A 20,219-nucleotide genomic window follows, 5' to 3' on the forward strand; every position below is an offset into this window, starting at 1 on the left:
ATTCCCCAATTTTACAGTAATTATGAATACCGAAAATCAAGTTTTAGGACTTATTGAATTAAGTGATTATATAAAGGCGTTTTTGTCGAAAAAAACGGAAGACTACAATCAGGATGATGTAGATATTGAATTATTATTACAAAAAACAAAAATAGAGAATCAATGGTTTACCCTTGAGAATCAGAAATTTGCTTTACAACAGTGGGCAGATTTACTGACAGCAGAAAGTATTAACGGTTGGCTGAAAAACTATTCTATCTCGAAAATTTCCAAGAGAGTAGGGTTAATTTTAGCCGGAAATATTCCTTTAGTAGGATTTCATGATGTGGTTTCTGTGGTTTTGAGCAATCATATTCCGGTCATTAAGCTGTCTTCAAAAGATAAATATATGATTCCGTTCCTGCTCAAAAAATGGAAAGAGTTTTCCGGAGATCAGGTTCAGTTTGAATTCGTAGAAAGATTAGAGAATTTTGATGCGGTAATTGCTACCGGAAGTAATAATACTGCGAGATATCTGGAATATTATTTTAAAAATCATTTAAGTATTATCCGTAAAAACAGAACATCAGTTGCTGTTTTGAAAGGTGATGAAACAGAAGAAGAATTACAGCTTTTAGCCAACGATATTTTTCAGTATTTTGGCCTGGGATGCAGGAATGTAACCCGAATTTTTATCCCACAGGACTATGTAATCGATAGATTATTTGAAAGTTTCATAGGCTTCCAGGATATTATCAATCATCATAAATACGCCAATAATTATGATTATAACAGAGCAGTATACCTGCTTAATCAGGATAAATTCTGGGACAATAATTTTGTCATGTTGAAAGAGGATGACAAACTGTTTAGTCCGCTTTCTGTGATCAATTTCAGTAGATATACTTCACTGGATGATGTCAAGGATTTTATAGCTGAAAATGAAGAAAATATTCAGTGTATAGTCGCTAAAGACGAATTGGGATTAGACTCTATTCACTTCGGAGATGCTCAGAATCCTGGTCTTGATACCTATGCCGATAACGTAGATACGATGAAATTTTTGGAAATGGTCTGATTTTCGTATCTTCCATCACTTATTGCACCAAAATAATAAAATGGATCATATGAAAAAATTATTTTTAGGACTTGCCATCATTGGAGGCCAACTGGTATTCGCCCAAAAAGTTGTAGGACTGGAGGTTGAGAACAATCAAAAGAAAGAACAGCCTGCTACTATAAGTAAGGAGAAAGTAAGTCTCTATAATGATAATTTTCTGAAGTTTATGGGGGCTTTACAAGCCTCTGACCATAAGACTATTGACGGCCTGCTTTCTGATAAAGTAAAAGAAATTGTGACGGATGATATTCTTAAAAAAGTAAAAGAAGGTATAGATCCTAACAAAAAACTTGAAGTCTCAAAAGTAGGGTATTACGTAACAATGGACGGTGCTAATCATCCTAATATTAAATACAAATATGCAGGAGATTCTTCTTCAAAAGAAGTGGTGAGTGCCGTATTTGAGGAGGATGGAAAAATTCTGGGAATTATGCCCGGAAAAAAAGATAAATAAATTTATTTTCGATTAATTAAAAAATGTTAACTATGAAGACAAATGTTTTAGTCGCTCATTCTTCGGAAGTGGATAGAGCTGATTTTTACAAAAAAACCTATTTGCATGTTGCTTTATCAATTCTTGCATTTATTGGAGTGGAAACCATTTTGTTGAAGACAGTGCCGGTAGAAATTATTGCCATGATGTTTGGACAAAGATATACCTGGTTATTGATCATCGGTGTTTTCTGGCTGGCTTCTATTTTAGCTTCTAAATGGTCACTTTCACAAAGTAAGTCTACCCAATATCTTGGTTTAGGATTTTATGTCCTGCTGGAGGCGGTAATCTTTATGCCAATGCTTTATATTGCTACGAATATGGCAGGAGGAGCCAACGTGATCTTTCAGGCAGCTACTCTAACTATTGCTATGTTTGCCGGTATTTCTGCTGTGGCATTTACTTCTAAGAGAGATTTTTCTTTCTTAAGAAATATTATCGTTATCGGAGGATTTATTTCAATTGGATTGATTGTTGGCGGAATGTTATTCGGTTTCAACTTAGGCTTATGGTTTTCAGTGGGAATGACTATTTTGGCTTCAGCAACAATTTTATACCAAACCAGTAAATTAAAAGATTCATACGGAACCGATCAGTATGTAGGAGCTGCTTTACAGCTTTTTGCATCTATCATGCTTCTGTTTTGGTATATCTTAAGCATCTTAATGAGTAAGAGAAACTAATTCAATAATGATATGCCCTGTGCTTGTCGTTTATACATATAATCCTGGTGATATTTTCATCAGGATTTTTTATTTCTGTCAAAATTAATGGTTTCATAGATAAAATTTGAAATTCAATAGGAGTGGGCTTTAGCCCGCTTGTATTTTAGATTGTATCCATTGGCTTTAGCCTAAACTTGTTTAAAATTTTTCTCTCGCAGATTGAGCTGATTTGGCAGATGTTTATGTAACCGTTTTATAATTCCTCTTGTCCTTAAATAGTAAAGTAATATTTTTTTAACGCAAAGAAAAAATTAGAAGCTTGATAAATAAGGTTGCAAAGGATTGATTAATTGAAATTAATCTGATGAAGCTTATGTAGTATAATAGAATGGGTGTATTGAGCTATTTTTTTAACCACAAATCACACTGGTATTTTCACAGATGACACTATTAATGCAGTTTGTACTTGTGGTATTCGTGCAAAAATATTTGTGTTATTAGTGTTTGCTTAAATGTAAGTCAAAGTGAGATTTGAAATTCAATAGGAGTGGGCTTTAGCCCGCTTGCTTTTTAGATTGTATCCATTGGCTTTAGCCTAAACTTGTTTAAAATTTTCTCTCGCAGATTGTGCTGATTTGGCAGATGTTTATGTAACCGTTTTATAATTCCTCTTGTCTTTAAATAGTAAAGTAATATTTTTTTAACGCAAAGAAAAAATTAGAAGCTTGATAAATAAGGTTGCAAATGAGGGATTAATTGAAATTAATCTGATGAAGTTTATGTGATATAGGACAGATGTATTTAGCCAATTTTTTAACCACAAATCACACTGATACTTTCACAGATGACACTATTAATGCAGTTTGTATTTGTGGTATTTGTGGAAAAATATTTGTGTTATTAGTGTTTATATACATGTAAGTCAAAGAAAGTGGTTGGGTTACAGATGAGCTCTATGAATATTTAAAGCAGCGAACCCAAAAAATCCTGATGACATTTCATCGGGATTTTAATTGGATATTCTTTAACAGATACGGATATAACTTCTGGCTTCATATTGACCAGATAGGTTTTTGAAGTATTGTTCCAGTTGAAAATAAAGCAGTTATTAAAGAATAGGGAAAAAATATAGTAATGGGGAAGCCCCAGGTATATTGTGTTTTTATAATTTTTAATTATTAAACCAATTGATGGTAAATAAGTAAAGAACTATTTGTCGATAGATCCTAAAACCTTTTGTGCAAAAGAGTTTAAAGCGTCTTTTTCGCTCATTCCATTCTGTACATTAGAGTGAACTTCCAAAGCTCCACAGATGTTTGTAATAAGCTCTCCGGCTACATTAAGATCTTCTTCACTTGTTCCTCTGAATTCACAGAAACTTTCCAGAACTTCCAGTGTTTTTTCAAGATTTTCAGGAGTCTGATTCTGATAAAATTGTCTGATTACGGGTAATTTCATTATGATAATTCGTTAAAAAGGTTAATTAAACTTTCTGCCTGGTTAGATTGAACCTGATTGACTAATTCACCGTTTTTAAAGATGGCGAAAGTAGGTAAGTTGTCCACTTTTGCTAATTTTCTGCTTTCAGGAAGTTTTTCAGCATCTACATATAAGAAAGGGATAGTTTCATTTTCTGATGCTAATTTTTTAAATTTCGGCTTCATGATTCTGCAGTTTCCGCACCATGTTGCGCCATATTGAACAACTACTTTTTCGTTGTCATTCACAATATTCTGTAATGTATCTTCGGTTAATTCTGTGTACATGATAATAAATTGAAAATTGTTATTTGAAAATGCGTTAATAAGTATGATAAAGAAAATGAGATAATTCTTAAATAATTTTCAAATTATCTCATTTTCAAATTAACACATTATATTAGTTCTTAGCTAAGTATTCTGCTGTAGAAGTTCTGTCTGCTTTCATTGCATCTTTACCTTCTTCCCAGTTTGCAGGACATACTTCACCGTGTTTTTGAACGTGAGTATAAGCATCGATTAATCTTAAGAATTCTTTTACGTTTCTACCTAGAGGCATATCGTTTACCGCTTCGTGGAAAATTTTTCCAGTTTCGTCGATAAGGTAAGTTGCTCTGTATGTTACGTTAGAACCTGTGAAAACCTCTTCTCCTTCTTCGTTATATTCGAAATCCTGATCTACAATTCCTAACGTGTTTGCTAATTGTCTGTGAGTATCAGCTAAAAGTGGGTAAGTAACCCCTTCGATACCTCCGTTATCTTTTGGAGTGTTTAACCAAGCGAAGTGTACTTCGTTAGTATCACAAGATGCTCCGATTACTTTAGTGTTTCTTTTTTCGAACTCACCTAAAGCTTCCTGGAAAGCGTGAAGTTCTGTAGGGCAAACGAAAGTGAAATCTTTCGGGTACCAGAATAAAAGAACTTTTTGTTGGTTGTTTACTGCTTCATCAAGGATGTTGATTCTAAGATCGTCACCCATTTCTGACATTGCGTCGATTGTTAAATTTGGGAATTTTTTTCCTACTAAAGACATAATTTTCTGTTTTTATATTTAATTTCTAATGCAAAGATATAAAAGTTTTATCTATCGAACAAGTTGTTTTCGATAAATAAAATCTATAATTGTTTTTGATTCATTCCTAAATAAAAAAGCCCTGAAACCAGGACTTTTTGTATATTTTAATATCCGAATATTTCAGTTAAATTAAGTTTTTTTACCTCTCCTAATTTCTGCATAGCAGCTTCATTTACTTTATCTTGAGAAGCTACCAGACAGTAGGTGTAGGTTTTGTTTTTCATTTCCTTATCATGAAAGGTATTGATATCTGTGAAAGACAGTTTGGGAGCCTGTTCGTAGACATTTTTTCTCATATCAAAGTTGTTTCCAAGCTTTTGGGATTTTAAATAAGAAAAAATGATACCATCCTGTGTAATTCTTTCTGATGCAATAGATTTTTTCAATCCGCTTTTGGCAGTTTCAAACAATTGCTCGGATTTTGGCAGTGTAGTCAGCAGCTCATTCATTGCCGTAGTAGACTCATTGAATTTATCAGCCTGAGTTCCTACGTAAGCCATAATCATATCTTTATCAGTTTTCTTACCCGGAAGTGCAAAATAAGAATAAGTAGAGTAGGCTAATGCTTTAGATTCTCTGATGGTCTGGAATACAATGGAACCCATTCCGCCTCCAAAATAAGTGTTGAATAAACTTACAGTCGGGGTAATGGTAGGGTTGTACTGATCGGAGTTTCTTATCCAGAAAACCTCGGCCTGAACCATGTCATAATGGGCAAACAATACCTTGTTTTTATCCGTAGGTATCTGAACAAAAGTTTTGGTTTTAGGGAGCTCTTTCAGGGTTGCCGGAAGTTTGTGAACGGGAGTCAGGGATGCTACGACTTCATTTCCTGATTTTGGTCCGTAATACAGTACTTTATGCTTAAAATTGAATAAATCATGAAGTACATTGATCAGATCTTCTGCTTTCAGGGCATCAAGTTCTGCATCCGTTAAAACGTTATTAAAAGGATTTTGTGCCCCATACTGTGCATAACTTCTAAGCCCACTCATGATGGTTGCTTTATTCTGTTTGGCATTAGCCCTGGCTTTCTTAAGTCTTACTTTATAGGCATCTAAAGCTTCCTGGTCAGCCTGACTGTTTTTGATCAGGTCTTCAAATAAAGCAATGGTTTGGTCAAAGTTTTCATTTAAACCTTCCAGAGATACCGAAGTTTCCTCGTTTCCGGCACTTACCTCAAAACTTGAAGCAAGCTTATAAAACTCTTTACTGATGGCTTCAGAAGATTTATTTTTCGTTCCTAAATACTGAAGATATTCTGCTGCCAACGGAAGTATCTTGTTGTTCCATTTTCCGGAATCAAAATGATAATACATTCTGAACAGGGCGTTATCTGTGTTTTTTACAGAAAGAACATCTATAGCTCCCAGTTTATTTTTGGCGATATCTTTATCATAATTCAACCATATCGGAGAGATCGCATTTTCCGGCATCTCATCAATCTTCTTAAGGAAAGGAGACTGATCTTCTCTGTTTACTGAAACCGGAGTAATAGTGGGTTTGTCAACTTTTACAATACTTTTATCTTCTCCTTTTTTCTTGTAAACAGCTACATAATTATTGTTTTGAAGATACTTTGAAGAGAAATCCATAATATCCTTTTTAGTCAGATGGGAAATTTCATCCACATATTCCAATGAAGCTTTATGATCTACATCAGAGGTGAATTCATCCATCAGGATCCCTGCTCGGGAAGAATATTTTTCATCCTTCTGGATGATGTTTTTCTTTTCATTGTTCACGATAGACTGAATTAAGTCATCAGAGAATTCTCCTTTTCTTAATTTGTCTATTTCCTGAAGCAATAAGTTTTTGACTTCGTCCAGAGACTGTCCTTCAGTGGGCTTTCCCTGTATCAATAGAACAGAATAATCTTTTAAAGCATAAGGAAAAGCATCTGCGCCCAGTAATTTTTGTTTTTTGACCAAATTAAGATCAATTAATCCTGCCTGGCCATTGGTAAGCATATTTCCTACAAGGTTCAGCAATCTGGCATCTTTGGTAGAAGCTCCCGGAAATCTGAAGCCAAGCATTACGCTTTCAGGATTGGGTCCTACAACTTCTTTGACAACAGGAGCTGTAATGGGCTTTTCCTGTCCGATTTTATATTCAGGAACTGTTTTGGTTTTCATGTAGGAGAAGGCTTTGTCTATTTTTGCAATGACTTCATCCGGATTAAAGTCTCCCGACATGATGATTCCCATATTGTTGGGAACATAATAATTATTGTAATAATCTCTGATGGCCTGAAGAGATGGGTTTTTTAAATGTTCAATAGTTCCTATTGTTGTCTGCTTTCCATAATTGTTATTAGGGAAAAGGTTGGCAAACATGGTGTCAAAAACTTTGTCTCCGTCATCATCAAGTGATCTGTTTTTCTCTTCGTAAACTGCTTCAAGTTCTGTATGGAAAAGTCTCAATACCGGCTGTCTGAATCTTTCAGACTGTACTGCCAGAAATTTATCAATAACATTCGCTGGGATATCTTCTGTGTATACCGTCTGTTCAAAAGAAGTAAAGGCATTAGTTCCATCAGCGCCCATGCCAGCCAGCATTTTGTCGTATTCATTGGCTATGGCGTATTTCGCTGCTTCTCCGGAAACCCTGTCTATTTCTTTATAGATTTCTTTTCTTTTAGCTTCGTCTTTTGTGGTATTGTATTTCTCGTAAAGAGCATCAATCTGATCCAAAAGAGGCTTTTCTTTAACCCAGTCTTTAGAGCCAAACTGATCAGTTCCTTTAAAAAGCATATGCTCCAGATAGTGTGCCAGTCCGGTATGGTCTGCAGGATCGGTCTTGCTTCCTGCTTTCGTGGCAATATAAGTCTGAATTCTCGGATCCTTATGGGTAGGACTCAGAATGACCGTTAAGCCGTTTTTCAGCGTGTAATATCTGGCTGAAGTAGGGTCATTGGTAACATACCTGTAAGAGTAGCCGTTTGATTTTGCTTCTTTCCATTGGAAATCCTGCCCATAAGCATAGCCTGTGAAACTTGCGGCAGCAATACTTGTGGCAATTGTCAGTTTTTTGAACAGATTCATTTGATATATTGGAATTGGGTTATTAATTGAAAGGAGCCAGTAAATTCTTGATTCGTTTCATTGCCTCTCTAAGTTCTTCTTCAGAAGCGGCATATGAAAAACGGATACATTCAGGGCTTCCGAAAGAAAGTCCGCCTACACATCCTACATGGGCATTTTCTAAAAGGAACATGGCAAAATCATCAGAATTATTAATTTCCGTTCCGTTTAGTGTTTTTCCGATATAATGAGAGATATCCGGGAAGAAATAGAAGGCTGCTTTAGGAAGCAATACTTTGAATCCTGGAATTTCCTTGATGAGATCAAACATAAGATCTCTTCTCTGCTTGAAAGCATCGATCATGTATTTGTATTCGGAAGGATCTGCCTTTAATGCAGTAATAGAAGCTCTTTGAGCCACGGTATTTGCTCCGCTGGTCATTTGACCCTGAACTTTTTCACAAGCTTTTGCCAGCCATTCAGGACATGCAGAATATCCTATTCTCCAACCTGTCATTGCAAATGCTTTAGACATTCCGTTGATAACAGCAGTTTGTTCATATATTTCCGGAAACTGGGCAATAGAAGTAGTTTTTGTCTCGTAATTAATGAATTCATAGATTTCATCTGAGATAACAGTGATTTGAGGGTGTTTTGCGATCACTTTTGCTAACGATTTCAATTCGTCATATGTATAATATCCTCCGGAAGGATTACATGGCGAGCTGAAAAGTACAGCTTTCGTTTTTTCTGTGATGGCCTCTTCCAGCTGTTCTGCTGTAATTTTAAAGTCTGTTACATAAGAAGTAGGAAGCATGACAGAGTTTCCGCCCATCATTTTTACCATCTCATCATAGCTTACCCAATAAGGGGCAGGAAGCAGTACTTCATCTCCGTCATTGATGATAGCTGCCAAAACATTAATGATAGCCTGCTTGGCACCATTGGAGACACAAATCTGAGTGGGTTTATATTCTAAATGGTTATCCCTTTTTAATTTATAAGCAATTGCTTCACGTAATTCCAGAAATCCGGGAACAGGAGAGTAGTGACTGTAATTCTCATTAATGGCATCAAAAGCAGCCTGTTTTATATTGTCCGGAACATCGAAATCCGGCTCGCCAAGAGTTAAGCTAATTACATCAATTCCGCTTGCCTTCATTTCTCTGGCTTTGTTAGACATTACAAAAGTCTGTGAGTATCCTAGTCTTTTTACTCTATCTGAAAGTTTATCCATGTTTTTTTTCAATTTTAACAAATATATAATAAAAAGGTCTTGTCGGGAAATAAAAACAGCCCTAGTTTAAAGATTTTTATCAGGTTTTGAAGTGTCGTAAAATATTTTGAACTGATGTTTTTCCTGAGTATAATTGAAGATTTAAAATGAATCTGTAAAATAAGAAGGATTTCAGTGTCATTTTTTTATAATTGAAAAACCTAAAGAAGCAGATATGTTGTACAATGTGGTGCTGCCGTTTTATTTTTTGATATAGATGCTGCTAAAGTTTGAATAAAAATAATAAAATCTTATTTTTGCAGATTATAATAATTCACATGTCTACAACGTTACTATTAAAATATTTCCCGGATCTTACAGAAACCCAGCTAAAACAGTTTGCTCAATTGGAGGAACTTTATAATGAGTGGAATGAAAAGATCAATGTAATTTCCAGAAAAGATATGGAATCGCTGTATGAAAAGCATATCCTGCATTCTTTGGGAATTGCTAAAGTGATGGAATTTGCACCGGGAACAAGAGTATTGGATATTGGAACCGGAGGAGGTTTTCCGGGAATTCCTTTAGCCATTATGTTTCCGGAGACAGAGTTTACCTTAATAGATTCCATCGGAAAGAAAATCAGTGTCGTTAATGCGGTGGCAGAAGGTGTTGGTTTGAAAAATGTAAAGGCTATCCATGGAAGAGCGGAAAAGCTGAAAGAAAAATTCCATTTTGTAGTCAGCAGAGCGGTAACCCAGATGCCTGAATTTTTAAGATGGCTGAAAGGAAAATTTGAAAAAGAACAGTTGAATGCCAAGCATAACGGAATTTTATATTTAAAAGGCGGTGACCTTGCAGAGGAGCTTGCCGGGATTAAATCTGAGATCTATAATCTTAAAAACTATTTTGATGAAGAATTTTTTGATACAAAAAAAGTAGTTTATGTATCAAAAGGTAATTTTAATTCCTAAATTTGTATGATTGGGAAGTAAACTTTGCTAAATATTTATTGATAATCAGAAAATTGAAGGTTATGAAAACGTTTTTAAACATTGGATTTTCGACATTATTATTGGGATTAGTAGTAGTCTCATGTAATGATGATGATTACCAGACTATTGAATCTATTGCTAAGATCAAAATAGACAGTGTAAAGGTTATGAAAGACACCATGAGTGTATTTAGCATACAGAGCATAAAAACGTATTCTACTTATCCTTCTCATTGTGATGGTTTTTATGGATATGATTATATTTATGAAGATGATCTTGAAAGAACGGTGACTACTTATAAATATATGACAAGTGGTCCTTGCCAGCAGAGCAGCTATGTAGGAACAAATCAGATTAAGTTTAGCCCGCAGCAGAAAGGAACCTATACTTTTAGATTCTGGAATGGCGGAAAAAACTGGATTACAAAAACAATTGTAGCGGAATAAGCATGAAACTGATTGTTTTATCCCTCTTTTTAGCTGTACACCTTGTATTTGGACAAAAGATAATCTGGAAGGAAGATCAAAAACTTGACTGGAATAATTTTAAAAGTACAGCGAACAGAAAAAATAATCCGGATGTAGCCGCCTATACGCATTGTGGCTGGGAATATTCAGTCATCAAATCTACCAATCCTAAATCTCCTGTTAAAATAGAGATCAAAACAATTTTCAATGAAGATAAATCATGGAAGGATGTGAAAAAGATTAATGATTATATCTTAGTCCATGAGCAAAAACATTTTGATATTGCAGAGTTATTTGTAAGAAAAATGCGAAAAATGATTGCCGAAAAAATCAATACTTCGGCTGATTATGATAAATGGTTTGCTTCAATTTATAAAGACATATCCAACGATTATAAAAATTTTCAGATCTCCTATGACAAAGATACCAGTCATGGGATGAATAAAGAAAAGCAGGCAGAATATAATACTGCCATTGCTGAAGAATTAGAACATTTAAAAAGCTATAAAGCCCCTTGAAATTCCTCAATAAGATCATTCACGAACTGCTGGCACAAAACCAGGACCTTTCTGCGTTTAATATCATTCTGCCCGGAAAGCGTCCCATTGTATTTATCAGACAGATCTTAGAGGAGAGCAACTACTCAGGTTTTCTTCCCAATTTCTTTACCGTGGAAGAGCTGATCAATACCATTGCAGATAAACAGCCTATCCAGGGAATACCTCTCTGGCTTTTTTCATTTGATGTTTACAGAAGTCTGAATCTTATTCCGAATGATGATTTTTCAGAATTTTTAAAATGGTTTCCTACTTTACAGAAAGACTGGGATGATGTTTTGAAATTTTCGGATAGTGATCAGGCCGTATTAGAATATATGTTTGATGAGGAGAGGATTAAAGAATGGGCTCAGAATCTTGGAGAAGATGATGATGTACCCAGAAAGAAATTCCTGAATTTCTGGCAGAATATGAATATATTTCTTCCGGCGTTAAAGGAAAGGCTTAAAGAAAGAAATTGGGCAACCTCAGGGATGATTCATGAAACGGCTAAAGCTGAAATTGTCTCCTTCGCTAAAAATACTTCAGAACACTTTGTGTTTTGTGGCTTTAATGCTTTCACACCGGTGGAAGAAAAACTCGTAAGGAGCCTGTTGCAATGGAACAAAGCCCAGTGTTTCTTTCAGGCTGACCGGTATTATTTTGATGATGAAAGACAGGAAGCCGGAAAATTTCTCAGAAACCATAAAACATGGAAGGAGTTTGATGACAACCGTGCTTTTCAGTGGATTGAAGATGATTTTAACCAGCCTAAAAATATCAAAGTATACGAAGTTTCAGGAAATGTTACGCAGACGAAAGTATTACCGGAAATATTCAAGGAAATTAATAATAAAACCTATTCCAATACAGCTGTAGTATTGCTTGATGAAAATCTTCTTCCGGCGAGTCTCGATGTGATGCACGGGATAGAGACTTTAAATATTACCATGGGTTTTCCATTGAAAAACCTGTCTTTTTCCAATGCTGTAAAACGCCTTTTCTATCTTCAGAAACAATTGGAGAAAAATAAATCTTCTTATTATTACCGGGATGTTTTTCCTATTTTGGAAGAACTGCCAAAATCTGCTGAAGATGAGCAGATCATCAATGATTTTAAAGCGAAAATAGAAGAAAGGAATATTGTTTATATTTCCAGAAAACTCCTGCAGGAGCTTTTAAGCGGACTTTCTTATTTCGGACTGCTTCAAAAGGCAGAGAATACCCATGCATACCTGGATATCCTTATTACATTTTGTCAGCAGGTAAAATGGCTGGAAATAGATGATATTCAATATGAAAATGTTTCTCACTTTGAAAATGCTTTCCGGATTATCAAAAACCAGCTGACTCCCTATAATATCAGTATCAAAATGGATACGCTGGAGATCCTGATCAATCAGTATATCAATTCTGAAAGTATTGATTTTCAGGGTGAGCCTCTAAGAGGACTACAGATTATGGGACTGCTGGAGACTCGTCTCCTGAATTTTGAGAATGTCATTATGCTTTCCGTTAATGAAGGAAAACTTCCTCTTGGAAACTCACAGAATACGTATATTCCTTTTGATATCAGGAAGTTTTTTGATCTTCATACGTTCCTGGAAAATGACAGTATTTATGCCTATCACTTTTACCGCCTGATTCAGGATTCTACCAATGTACATTTGCTGTACAATGCATTGAGTTCCGGAGTGAATACCGGTGAAAAAAGCAGATTTATTACGCAGATAGAAATGGAGAGTTCCCATACTATTGAACACCTGATTATTGAAAATTCTTCAGAACCTATTCTAACCAAACCTATAGAAATTCCTAAGACAGAAATTGTTCAGGAGAGGCTTCAGAACTGGAAGAAAAAAGTATCGGCTTCCCACCTTACAAGCTACCTTTATAATCCTATCGATTTTTATTTATCAAAGATTTTAAATACTTCAGAAACAGATGAAATTGAAGAAGAATTATCTGTGAAAAATTATGGAAATCTTGTGCATTATTCACTTCAGGAAATATATGAAGAGATAAAGGGTAAGGTGTTAAAAGAAAGTGATTTAGAAAATTCAATTAAAGCGATTGATAAATATATAGATGTTGCGATTGAAAAGCTTAAACATCAGCCGGAATTCTATGAAAAGGGAATGAACTATATTCACAAAGCCATTGCGAAAAAAGTGATTGAAAATATTCTGGGCCATGATCTTGAGCTGGTAAAACAAGGGAATAAACTGGAGATCATCGATATAGAAAGGAGGTTTGAAAATATTGATTTTTATCTTGATGGAAATGATAAAATTTCCTTCCTGGGGTTCATTGACCGGATAGATAAACTGAATGGAACTTTAAGAATCATCGATTACAAAACGGCCAAGATTAAAAATCTCATTGTCAAGATTGATGGTGAGAATGTAGAGGGCTATTTTCATAACAGTGAAAGAAAACAGGCTTTACAGCTTTGTATTTATCATTATGTGGTGCAGCATTTACCGGAGTTCTGGGGTTTCCCGATAGAAACTGGAATCTGGAGCTTTTCTGAAGCTAAAAAAGGGGTCATTTCCTTACAGTTTGAAAAAGGAAATATTGATGATGCTATGAAATCTGTTAAGAGTCTTATTCTTGAAATTCTCAATCCGGATATTCCTTTTGTGGAAAGTATAAAGGCTTATTAAGAGTCCTTTTTCTTTTTATTGTTAACCCGATTTTTTTTGATAAAATTATTCTTTAGTACGCGAGTGTAGATCAAGGAAAATGCTTTTTGTTGTATATTTACGGCTCGGTTAAACTCGTATATAGTTGAGCCTGAAAAAATAAAAATTCCGCATGAAGAAGAATCTGATATTTTTAAGCACATTTCTTTTCTTAACTGCCAGGTCCCAGCAAAAAAATGACTCTCTGAATATTGCATTACAACACATCACCAAGGATACTAAATTTGGTTTGGCCCTTAGTGGTGGTGGGGCTAAAGGATTTGCTCATATCGGGATTCTTAAAATGGTAGATTCATTGGGAATTAAAGTGGATTATATTACCGGAACCAGTATGGGAGGGATTTTAGGAGGTTTGTATGCAATGGGATACAATGCTGATCAGCTAAAATCTACCGTTCATAAAGTTGACTGGAACAGAATTCTCAGCAATAAAATTCCTTATCGTAAAGTGAATATCAGTGAAAAGGATGAATATGATAAATACATCCTTGAGTTTCCAGTTGTGAAAGGTTTTCCCACGCTACCCAGTTCCTATATTGAAGGACAATATATGGGAGAGGTTCTTAATACGCTTACATTCAATGCAAAGCATATCAATGATTTCAGCCAATTGCGGATTCCTGTACAGCTTACTTCTTCAGATATCGAAAATGGAGGGTTGATCATGCAGAAAAAAGGTTCCCTGCCATTGGCTATCCGTGCTACGTTGGCCATACCGGCAGCTTTTGCTCCGGTGTATATCGATGGGAAGCTTTTGGTGGATGGCGGTCTAGACAGGAATTATCCGGCGAATGAAGTTCGTGAGATGGGCGCCGATTTTGTGATTGGAGGGTATACGGGATTCAGGCTCTTTACCAAAAAGGAGATTGAGAATCCTATGAAAATGATCTATCAGACTCATGCAATCCGGTCTGTAGAAGATTTCAAGCATCAGAAAGCATTATCCAATATCCTGGTAGATTTTGTGGATCCTTTGGGAGAGATTACCACAAAAGATTTTGCCAAATTCAGAAGGATCATTAAAATTGGTGAAATTGAAGCTAAAAAACATCTTCCGGAGTTTGTAGCATTGGCAGAGGCTCAGCGAAAAGCAGGCATCAAGTATGAGCATACATTGATTGAAGAAGTCAAACTTCCTACTACAAAGTTTACATTTAACGACGAAGATGGAACGCCACTTACAGATGCGACAGAAATTGACGTTATTAAAAACCAAATGAACCTGGAAGAAGGGAAGTATTATGATGTGAAAACGGTTAATGAAGCAATAGACAGAGTTTTTGGAATGCGGCAATATGTGAAGGTTTATTATACGTATACCAACGAAGGTGATGGCCTTGTTATGAATGTTTTTGTGAAAAAAGCCAAAAAAGGAGCTTTCAAACTAGCCCTTCACTATGACAATGAACAATCGGTAGGGATTATTGTTAATTATACCTATAGAAATATCCTGATGAACAGATCGAGATTTTTGGCAACGGTAGATGTTTCAGAACGTTTTAAGGCGAGATTGGCTTATCAGCAGTTTCTAGGTAAGAAGGACCGCTGGTGGTTTGATGCTGAAGCGAAGATTGTTCACCTAAAAAGTAATGACTTAACCTTCAGATTGCTTAATGTATTTGATGAAGATGCCAATGCAAAATTTCCCAATCATATGTATAGAAATATCACCGGGAAAATAGCATTGAACTATAATGTGTCTCCCAATGCTTTTCTTTCTTTAGGAACGGAATTCAATCTGGAGAGAATGTATACGTTGCTGGATAAAGTAGATCAGACAAAAACAGATAATTATAACAAAAAGCTGTACAATCACAGCAATTTCAATACTTTTTTGAAATTTGAACAGAATAACCTTAATAAGAGATATTATTTTACCAGAGGAAATCATCTCCAGGTAAGTGCACGCTTATATTATGGAGACAGCTATAAGTTATATGATTTAAAGAGTGTACAGCCCACGCTGTATGCGATACTGAATCCTGAAGCTGAATATTATTTTAAACCTAAGAATTTTGTTTCATTTACTTTGAATGAAAATTTTGCTTATCCTATTACGAGAAGACTGGCGCTGAAAGCCAATTTTTTTCTTGGAGCAAGCCTGGGTTCTGTAAGAGAAGAACAGATTCCTTATCTTTTTCTTAATGAAAAATACAATTTGGGAGGTAGTGAATATAACACTGAGCTGATGAATCCTGAGTTCAATGGACTACGGCAGAAAGAATTACCTACCAACTCTGTAGTTAAAGGGGGACTGTCGCTGCAATACAGAGTGATGAAGAAGTTTTATATTGCCCCTTCTTTTACTTATGGGAAGATCAGTGATGAGCTTTCTCCTTTTAATGACAGTTTTGACATGTTCGGGTACGCTTTGAACCTGGGATATGAATCGCTTATAGGTCCCATTAATATTAATATTTCCCGAAATAATCAGCTCGATTTTTCAAGGATTTATTTCAGTATTGGATTTAAATTTTAATAAAAAAAGACCTTATATGAACAAAGAATTCAAATAAGGTCTTTTAATTTCCATAGGGCTCTAATCTTTGAAAGACTTTTAGAAACGAACTTCTTCTTTACTTTCTCGGAATTTCTGGCCGGGGCATTTTATAATAGCTTCCTGACATAGTTTTCAAAAAAGAAACAATAGCATCTATTTCCTGTTCATTAAGTCGTAAAGGCTGGATGAGATGATCTGTTACCGGAAAATTAGGGTCTGCTTTCTTTTCTTCAGGGGTAGGATTGATCATCTGCATTCCGCTGTTGTATAAACTGACAATACCATGCATGTCATCCATAAGACCATTATGCATCCATGGAGCTGTATAGTCCAGATCCCGTAATGAAGGAGTTTTGAACCTTCCCACATCATCCGGTTTTTGGGTAATAGTATAGCGGCCAAGGTCCTCATATTCCCTTTTGTAATAGGTAAGTCCAATATTATGGAAAGATTCATCAGTAAGATATTTTCCATAGTGGCAGTTCATGCATCTGGCTTTGGTACGGAAGAGATGCATACCATAAATTTCTTTATCGCTTAATGCCTTCTGATCCCCTTTGATGAATTTATCCAGTCTGCTTGGCTGGCTTTTAATGGTTTTTTGGAAAGTTGCCAAAGCTCCGGCTATTTTATCAAATGTAATTTTATCACTTTTATAAACTTCTTTGAAAAGCTGCCTGTATTCTTTGAGTTTAGAAAGCTTTGCCGCAAGTTTCTCCGGTTTCATATTCATTTCATTGTGTGCAGAGATAGGACCTACCAGCTGCTCTTCCAATGTTTGGGCTCTTCCGTCCCAGAAGTAAGAACTTCGCTCACCAATATTATAAAGAGATTGGGTATTTCTTTTTCCCTGAAGATGATCATTCCCCAGGGCTACTTCCTGGCCGTCTGCCCAGCCCAGCTCAGGGTTATGGCAGCTGCTACACGAGATTTGACTTGATGAAGAAAGTTTAGGATCGAAAAACAGTTTCTTTCCAAGCATTACTTCAGGCAACTCCTGGATATCATAATAATTGGAATCCCATTCTATCGCTTCAAACTCTTTCCATTCTATACCTGCATCCACAGATGGTGAAGGCCAGTAATTAATAGGTTTTTTATACTGATCTGCTATTTCACCATAATCTATACGATACTTTTGAAACGTATGCTGCATACAGAAGAAGGAAATTCCTCCAACGAATGCTACTAATTTAAGATCTGAAAATTTCATGATACTTCTGAATTTAAAAAATACTTCCTATACTTACAGCAAACAGGGTATTACTGCTGTCCTTAAAATTGCTGTACATCATTTTTCCTCCTACAAATGCATTTTTTATCACAGGAAAGCTGAAATGAAAATTAATATCCATTTTGGCCTGCCAGACATCCGATGTCATAAATGCATAATTTTCCTGTAGCATCTGATTGATGGAGTGTTTTCCTGAATTATTGAAAACTGCATTTTTATCATAAACATGGGCTGCTGAAGCTCCCAAAGAAACAGAAAGGGCAAGATGGGTACTGAATGTTTTCAGCCACTGATAATCGATACCGTAAATCATTTTATTGAACTCTACTGCAGACCGAGGGCTGTTGTATATTTCTTTTTCCTGGGCCCAACCTAAAAAGGGCAGGAGTGAGGATCTTACCTCATTGGTTTCCATTTGCAAAATCCCCTTAAGAAGAATAGTATTCATTTTATGGCTATACTGTTCCACAGTACCGATCTGGATGTAGTTCCTGGAATTTTCATTCAGAAACAGGTTTTCGGTTCCTTTTCGGCTGATACTGTTTCCTTCCGCAGAAATACCCCAGGATACTTTTCCGGTATCAAAAAATTTCCCCAATGAAAAGTTCAGGCGCTGTTCATCAATTTTTGAAGCGTTGAGATCGGTATACTCGGTCAGGAGTTTATCCATATTCAGCTTTTTAAGACCAATATTAAGATACCAGTTTCTGTTTTCAGCCTCAAAAATCTGAAGTCCACCTCCATATGACCATCCTTCATAATAAGACTGGCGCAGCTTTCCGGAAAGAAGCTCATTATAATTTCCCAATCCGCTCATATTGTAGATCATAGGGAAGCCCTGGTTGCTTACAAAACTCAGGTAATGTTTTTGGGTATATTTTTCAGCTTCCAGATAAGCTCCAGCTTTAAATTTCCCCATTATCATTTTGTTGGCACCCAGTGCTAAAGAGAAATTGGCAGTCGTATTCTTAGGACGTGGATCTACATCACGATAACTTAAACTGGCCTTATAGCTTCCCGTAATTCCCAAGGTAAATGTGTTTACTTTCTTTGAATATCCCCCGGAAAAGGAGTAGTTCTCAAATTTCATATCCCCTCCCACGCTGTCTGCAGCTACATAGGGATAGATGAGGTCGTAATCCGCATTTTCGTTCCATAGCATCTGTTTATTTTTTCCCTGAACATATGAGGCGTTGCCCCAAACGACAGTTTTGCTATCCAATACCTGAAAGGTACGTGCTTCAGCTCCCCATAGATTTTTACCTTTGCCTTTTTGCTTCAGTGCATTAGGTGTATTATGAGTTTCTGAGAACAGGCTAAAGGTTGTGATACTATGTTTTCTTGCCTCCGTATTATTGGCAGGATTTACATTGATATTACTTTTAAACAGCCTTTCAGCATTGTATTCTTCACGGATTTTTTCCCTGATAGTGTCATGCTCCTGTGCCTGCAGCTTTGTAGTGGACAGAGTGACGGCAATGATGAATATGGAACGGAAATATTTCATTTTAGTTAAATAATGAAGGTTTTACACCATGCTCAAAATCTGCAGTAGAATTGTTGGTGTCTTTTAATATGTTTTTGCCCTCAGCAGATATTCCTATTACTTTTCTGCGGACTGCTTTTCCGAAACGGTTTTTGTCCCCGTCAAACGTAGTTACTGAAGTCCATCCCATATCCAGTGCAGGAGAAGTTACCAGCCATTGAAAAGAGTCCTGTACACTTAGGTTGATAGCATCTGTGATCCATTCATTCGGAATTTTAACAGCTGTTCCGTCCATAGGATAGACGTCTCCTCCAAATGTAAGATTGTATTGGTAGGTGTATGAATTCTGGCTAACCAGGGTATTATCAGACATTCCTTTAGGCATACGGGCCAGAGCATATCCATAATATCCCTGGGTATGAATCACCATTTTTTCAAATACATTGACCATTTTAGGAACTGCAGGATTGTCTATATCATCAGAATCTTCTTTGAAAATCTGAAAATTAGCATGAGAAAGATTAACGGATAACGGATTAAATTCTTTGTGATTGATGGCATCTTCTGCAACAATAATAGAGGCACCTGGCTGTACCGGGTAATCTGTTCCTGCACCCGGAATTCTGATGATAGCACCGGCAGACATAGCACTTCCCATGATATTTGGGCTGTAATCCTGTTTTTCATTTGTCATAAAAGCAGATTGGATCAGTAACATCCCATCAGCATATAAAACCTGATCTGTATTATTGGTGATTTTGAAATACTGATCTCCGAAATACATAGCACCCTGAGGTGTTTTTGTTCCGGTAAAGAAAACTTCTTCCAGAATTAGATCACGGCTTCCTGATTTTAAAGCTATATCAAGTGTTTTGCTTTGCTGGCTGCCATTGATCACCAGACTTGTCTGTACTCCGCCTACTTTTGCTTCTGTAAGTTCAGCGTTATTAGAGTACACAATGCTTCCCTCCGCAACAATATGATACGTTCCGGAAGGGAGTACTACTTGCAGGGTATTGGTGTTTTTTAGTTCCTGAGTAGTCGTGAATCCGGTATTCAGCTCTTTAAAGCTCACGGTAAGGTGCTTGTATTCTTTCACCTGAATATTCTCCGGAACAACTTTTAATTCTAATTGTAATGATGTCTGTGCTTCCGGAGCATCAGAATCTGAAGAACAGGCCGCAAAGCTGACCACAACACATAATAGTAATAGTGTTTTTAATACATGTTTAAACATAATGTTATTT

Annotated in this window: 16 protein-coding genes; 8 read left to right on the forward strand and 8 right to left on the reverse strand. The window is 36.1% G+C overall.

Annotated elements, in window-relative coordinates; translation table 11 throughout:
• Positions 1–22 precede the first annotated feature (22 nt).
• From JML65_RS20510 to JML65_RS20520, 3 genes are read left to right on the forward strand one after another with little or no spacing between them, the layout of a single operon-like run.
• Entirely contained in the window at positions 23–1,057 is a 1,035-nt protein-coding gene (locus JML65_RS20510; protein ID WP_115919764.1) for an acyl-CoA reductase, read from the forward strand.
• A gap of 49 nt (positions 1,058–1,106) precedes the next feature.
• Positions 1,107–1,553, forward strand: coding sequence for a peptidylprolyl isomerase (locus JML65_RS20515; protein WP_237390952.1), 447 nt, complete (start codon positions 1,107–1,109; stop codon positions 1,551–1,553).
• A gap of 32 nt (positions 1,554–1,585) precedes the next feature.
• Positions 1,586–2,275, forward strand: coding sequence for a Bax inhibitor-1 family protein (locus JML65_RS20520; protein ID WP_052188787.1), 690 nt, complete (start codon positions 1,586–1,588; stop codon positions 2,273–2,275).
• Positions 2,276–3,466: 1,191 nt separating this feature from the next.
• On the opposite strand, the gene JML65_RS20525 is transcribed toward JML65_RS20520, so the two are convergent.
• The 5 genes from JML65_RS20525 to JML65_RS20545 all read right to left on the reverse strand — a co-directional run bounded on the left by JML65_RS20525 (position 3,467) and on the right by JML65_RS20545 (position 9,070).
• On the reverse strand, positions 3,467–3,715 hold the full coding sequence (locus tag JML65_RS20525) for a DUF6952 family protein (protein WP_047495508.1): 249 nt from the start codon (positions 3,713–3,715) through the stop codon (positions 3,467–3,469).
• A complete protein-coding gene (locus JML65_RS20530) occupies positions 3,715–4,023 on the reverse strand; it encodes a thioredoxin family protein (RefSeq protein WP_047495506.1) in 309 nt (102 codons plus the stop codon). The genes JML65_RS20525 and JML65_RS20530 overlap by 1 nt, the downstream gene beginning before the upstream one ends.
• 112 nt (positions 4,024–4,135) lie before the next feature.
• Positions 4,136–4,768: a peroxiredoxin gene (locus JML65_RS20535; RefSeq protein ID WP_047098363.1), complete on the reverse strand. Its 633-nt coding sequence runs from the start codon at positions 4,766–4,768 to the stop codon at positions 4,136–4,138.
• A gap of 146 nt (positions 4,769–4,914) precedes the next feature.
• Positions 4,915–7,854 carry a M16 family metallopeptidase gene (locus JML65_RS20540; protein ID WP_202271923.1) on the reverse strand — a complete coding sequence of 980 codons (2,940 nt, stop codon included), beginning with the start codon at positions 7,852–7,854 and terminating at the stop codon, positions 4,915–4,917.
• Positions 7,855–7,876: 22 nt separating this feature from the next.
• Entirely contained in the window at positions 7,877–9,070 is a 1,194-nt protein-coding gene (locus JML65_RS20545) for a pyridoxal phosphate-dependent aminotransferase (protein ID WP_047495500.1), read from the reverse strand.
• A gap of 317 nt (positions 9,071–9,387) precedes the next feature.
• Between JML65_RS20545 and rsmG the strand changes: the two genes are divergently transcribed.
• The 5 genes from rsmG to JML65_RS20570 all read left to right on the forward strand — a co-directional run bounded on the left by rsmG (position 9,388) and on the right by JML65_RS20570 (position 16,231).
• Positions 9,388–10,023 (forward strand): 16S rRNA (guanine(527)-N(7))-methyltransferase RsmG, encoded by a 636-nt coding sequence (rsmG, locus tag JML65_RS20550; RefSeq protein WP_047495497.1) that lies wholly within the window; start codon positions 9,388–9,390, stop codon positions 10,021–10,023.
• A gap of 62 nt (positions 10,024–10,085) precedes the next feature.
• On the forward strand, positions 10,086–10,490 hold the full coding sequence (locus tag JML65_RS20555; protein WP_047495495.1) for a hypothetical protein: 405 nt from the start codon (positions 10,086–10,088) through the stop codon (positions 10,488–10,490).
• 2 nt (positions 10,491–10,492) lie between these two features.
• Positions 10,493–11,029 (forward strand): DUF922 domain-containing protein, encoded by a 537-nt coding sequence (locus JML65_RS20560; protein ID WP_047495493.1) that lies wholly within the window; start codon positions 10,493–10,495, stop codon positions 11,027–11,029.
• Positions 11,026–13,713, forward strand: a complete 2,688-nt coding sequence (locus JML65_RS20565) for a PD-(D/E)XK nuclease family protein (RefSeq protein WP_047495490.1) — start codon at positions 11,026–11,028, stop codon at positions 13,711–13,713. The genes JML65_RS20560 and JML65_RS20565 overlap by 4 nt, the downstream gene beginning before the upstream one ends.
• A gap of 151 nt (positions 13,714–13,864) precedes the next feature.
• Entirely contained in the window at positions 13,865–16,231 is a 2,367-nt protein-coding gene (locus tag JML65_RS20570) for a patatin-like phospholipase family protein (RefSeq protein ID WP_202271925.1), read from the forward strand.
• 97 nt (positions 16,232–16,328) lie between these two features.
• Here the strand turns inward: JML65_RS20570 and JML65_RS20575 are convergent, their stop codons facing one another.
• From JML65_RS20575 to JML65_RS20585, 3 genes are all read right to left on the reverse strand, one after another.
• Positions 16,329–17,408, reverse strand: coding sequence for a cytochrome-c peroxidase (locus JML65_RS20575; protein ID WP_237390956.1), 1,080 nt, complete (start codon positions 17,406–17,408; stop codon positions 16,329–16,331).
• A gap of 70 nt (positions 17,409–17,478) precedes the next feature.
• Positions 17,479–18,993, reverse strand: coding sequence for a DUF6850 family outer membrane beta-barrel protein (locus JML65_RS20580; protein WP_202271929.1), 1,515 nt, complete (start codon positions 18,991–18,993; stop codon positions 17,479–17,481).
• Position 18,994: 1 nt separating this feature from the next.
• Positions 18,995–20,209: a DUF4876 domain-containing protein gene (locus JML65_RS20585; protein ID WP_202271931.1), complete on the reverse strand. Its 1,215-nt coding sequence runs from the start codon at positions 20,207–20,209 to the stop codon at positions 18,995–18,997.
• Between the last annotated feature and the right edge of the window lie 10 nt (positions 20,210–20,219).

Origin of the sequence: Chryseobacterium sp. KMC2 (assembly GCF_016756935.1) — a bacterium.
GTDB lineage: Bacteria > Bacteroidota > Bacteroidia > Flavobacteriales > Weeksellaceae > Chryseobacterium > Chryseobacterium rhizosphaerae.

Bases quoted from the DNA above. Each gene is read 5' to 3' on its own strand.
- JML65_RS20585 (WP_202271931.1), bottom strand. From the start codon at position 20,209: ATGTTTAAACATGTATTAAAAACACTATTACTATTATGTGTTGTGGTC.
- JML65_RS20570 (WP_202271925.1), top strand. From the start codon at position 13,865: ATGAAGAAGAATCTGATATTTTTAAGCACATTTCTTTTCTTAACTGCC.
- JML65_RS20520 (WP_052188787.1), top strand. From the start codon at position 1,586: ATGAAGACAAATGTTTTAGTCGCTCATTCTTCGGAAGTGGATAGAGCT.
- JML65_RS20535 (WP_047098363.1), bottom strand. From the start codon at position 4,768: ATGTCTTTAGTAGGAAAAAAATTCCCAAATTTAACAATCGACGCAATG.
- JML65_RS20580 (WP_202271929.1), bottom strand. From the start codon at position 18,993: ATGAAATATTTCCGTTCCATATTCATCATTGCCGTCACTCTGTCCACT.
- JML65_RS20575 (WP_237390956.1), bottom strand. From the start codon at position 17,408: ATGCAGCATACGTTTCAAAAGTATCGTATAGATTATGGTGAAATAGCA.
- JML65_RS20540 (WP_202271923.1), bottom strand. From the start codon at position 7,854: ATGAATCTGTTCAAAAAACTGACAATTGCCACAAGTATTGCTGCCGCA.
- JML65_RS20560 (WP_047495493.1), top strand. From the start codon at position 10,493: ATGAAACTGATTGTTTTATCCCTCTTTTTAGCTGTACACCTTGTATTT.
- JML65_RS20555 (WP_047495495.1), top strand. From the start codon at position 10,086: ATGAAAACGTTTTTAAACATTGGATTTTCGACATTATTATTGGGATTA.
- JML65_RS20525 (WP_047495508.1), bottom strand. From the start codon at position 3,715: ATGAAATTACCCGTAATCAGACAATTTTATCAGAATCAGACTCCTGAA.
- JML65_RS20515 (WP_237390952.1), top strand. From the start codon at position 1,107: ATGAAAAAATTATTTTTAGGACTTGCCATCATTGGAGGCCAACTGGTA.
- JML65_RS20530 (WP_047495506.1), bottom strand. From the start codon at position 4,023: ATGTACACAGAATTAACCGAAGATACATTACAGAATATTGTGAATGAC.
- JML65_RS20545 (WP_047495500.1), bottom strand. From the start codon at position 9,070: ATGGATAAACTTTCAGATAGAGTAAAAAGACTAGGATACTCACAGACT.
- rsmG (WP_047495497.1), top strand. From the start codon at position 9,388: ATGTCTACAACGTTACTATTAAAATATTTCCCGGATCTTACAGAAACC.
- JML65_RS20510 (WP_115919764.1), top strand. From the start codon at position 23: ATGAATACCGAAAATCAAGTTTTAGGACTTATTGAATTAAGTGATTAT.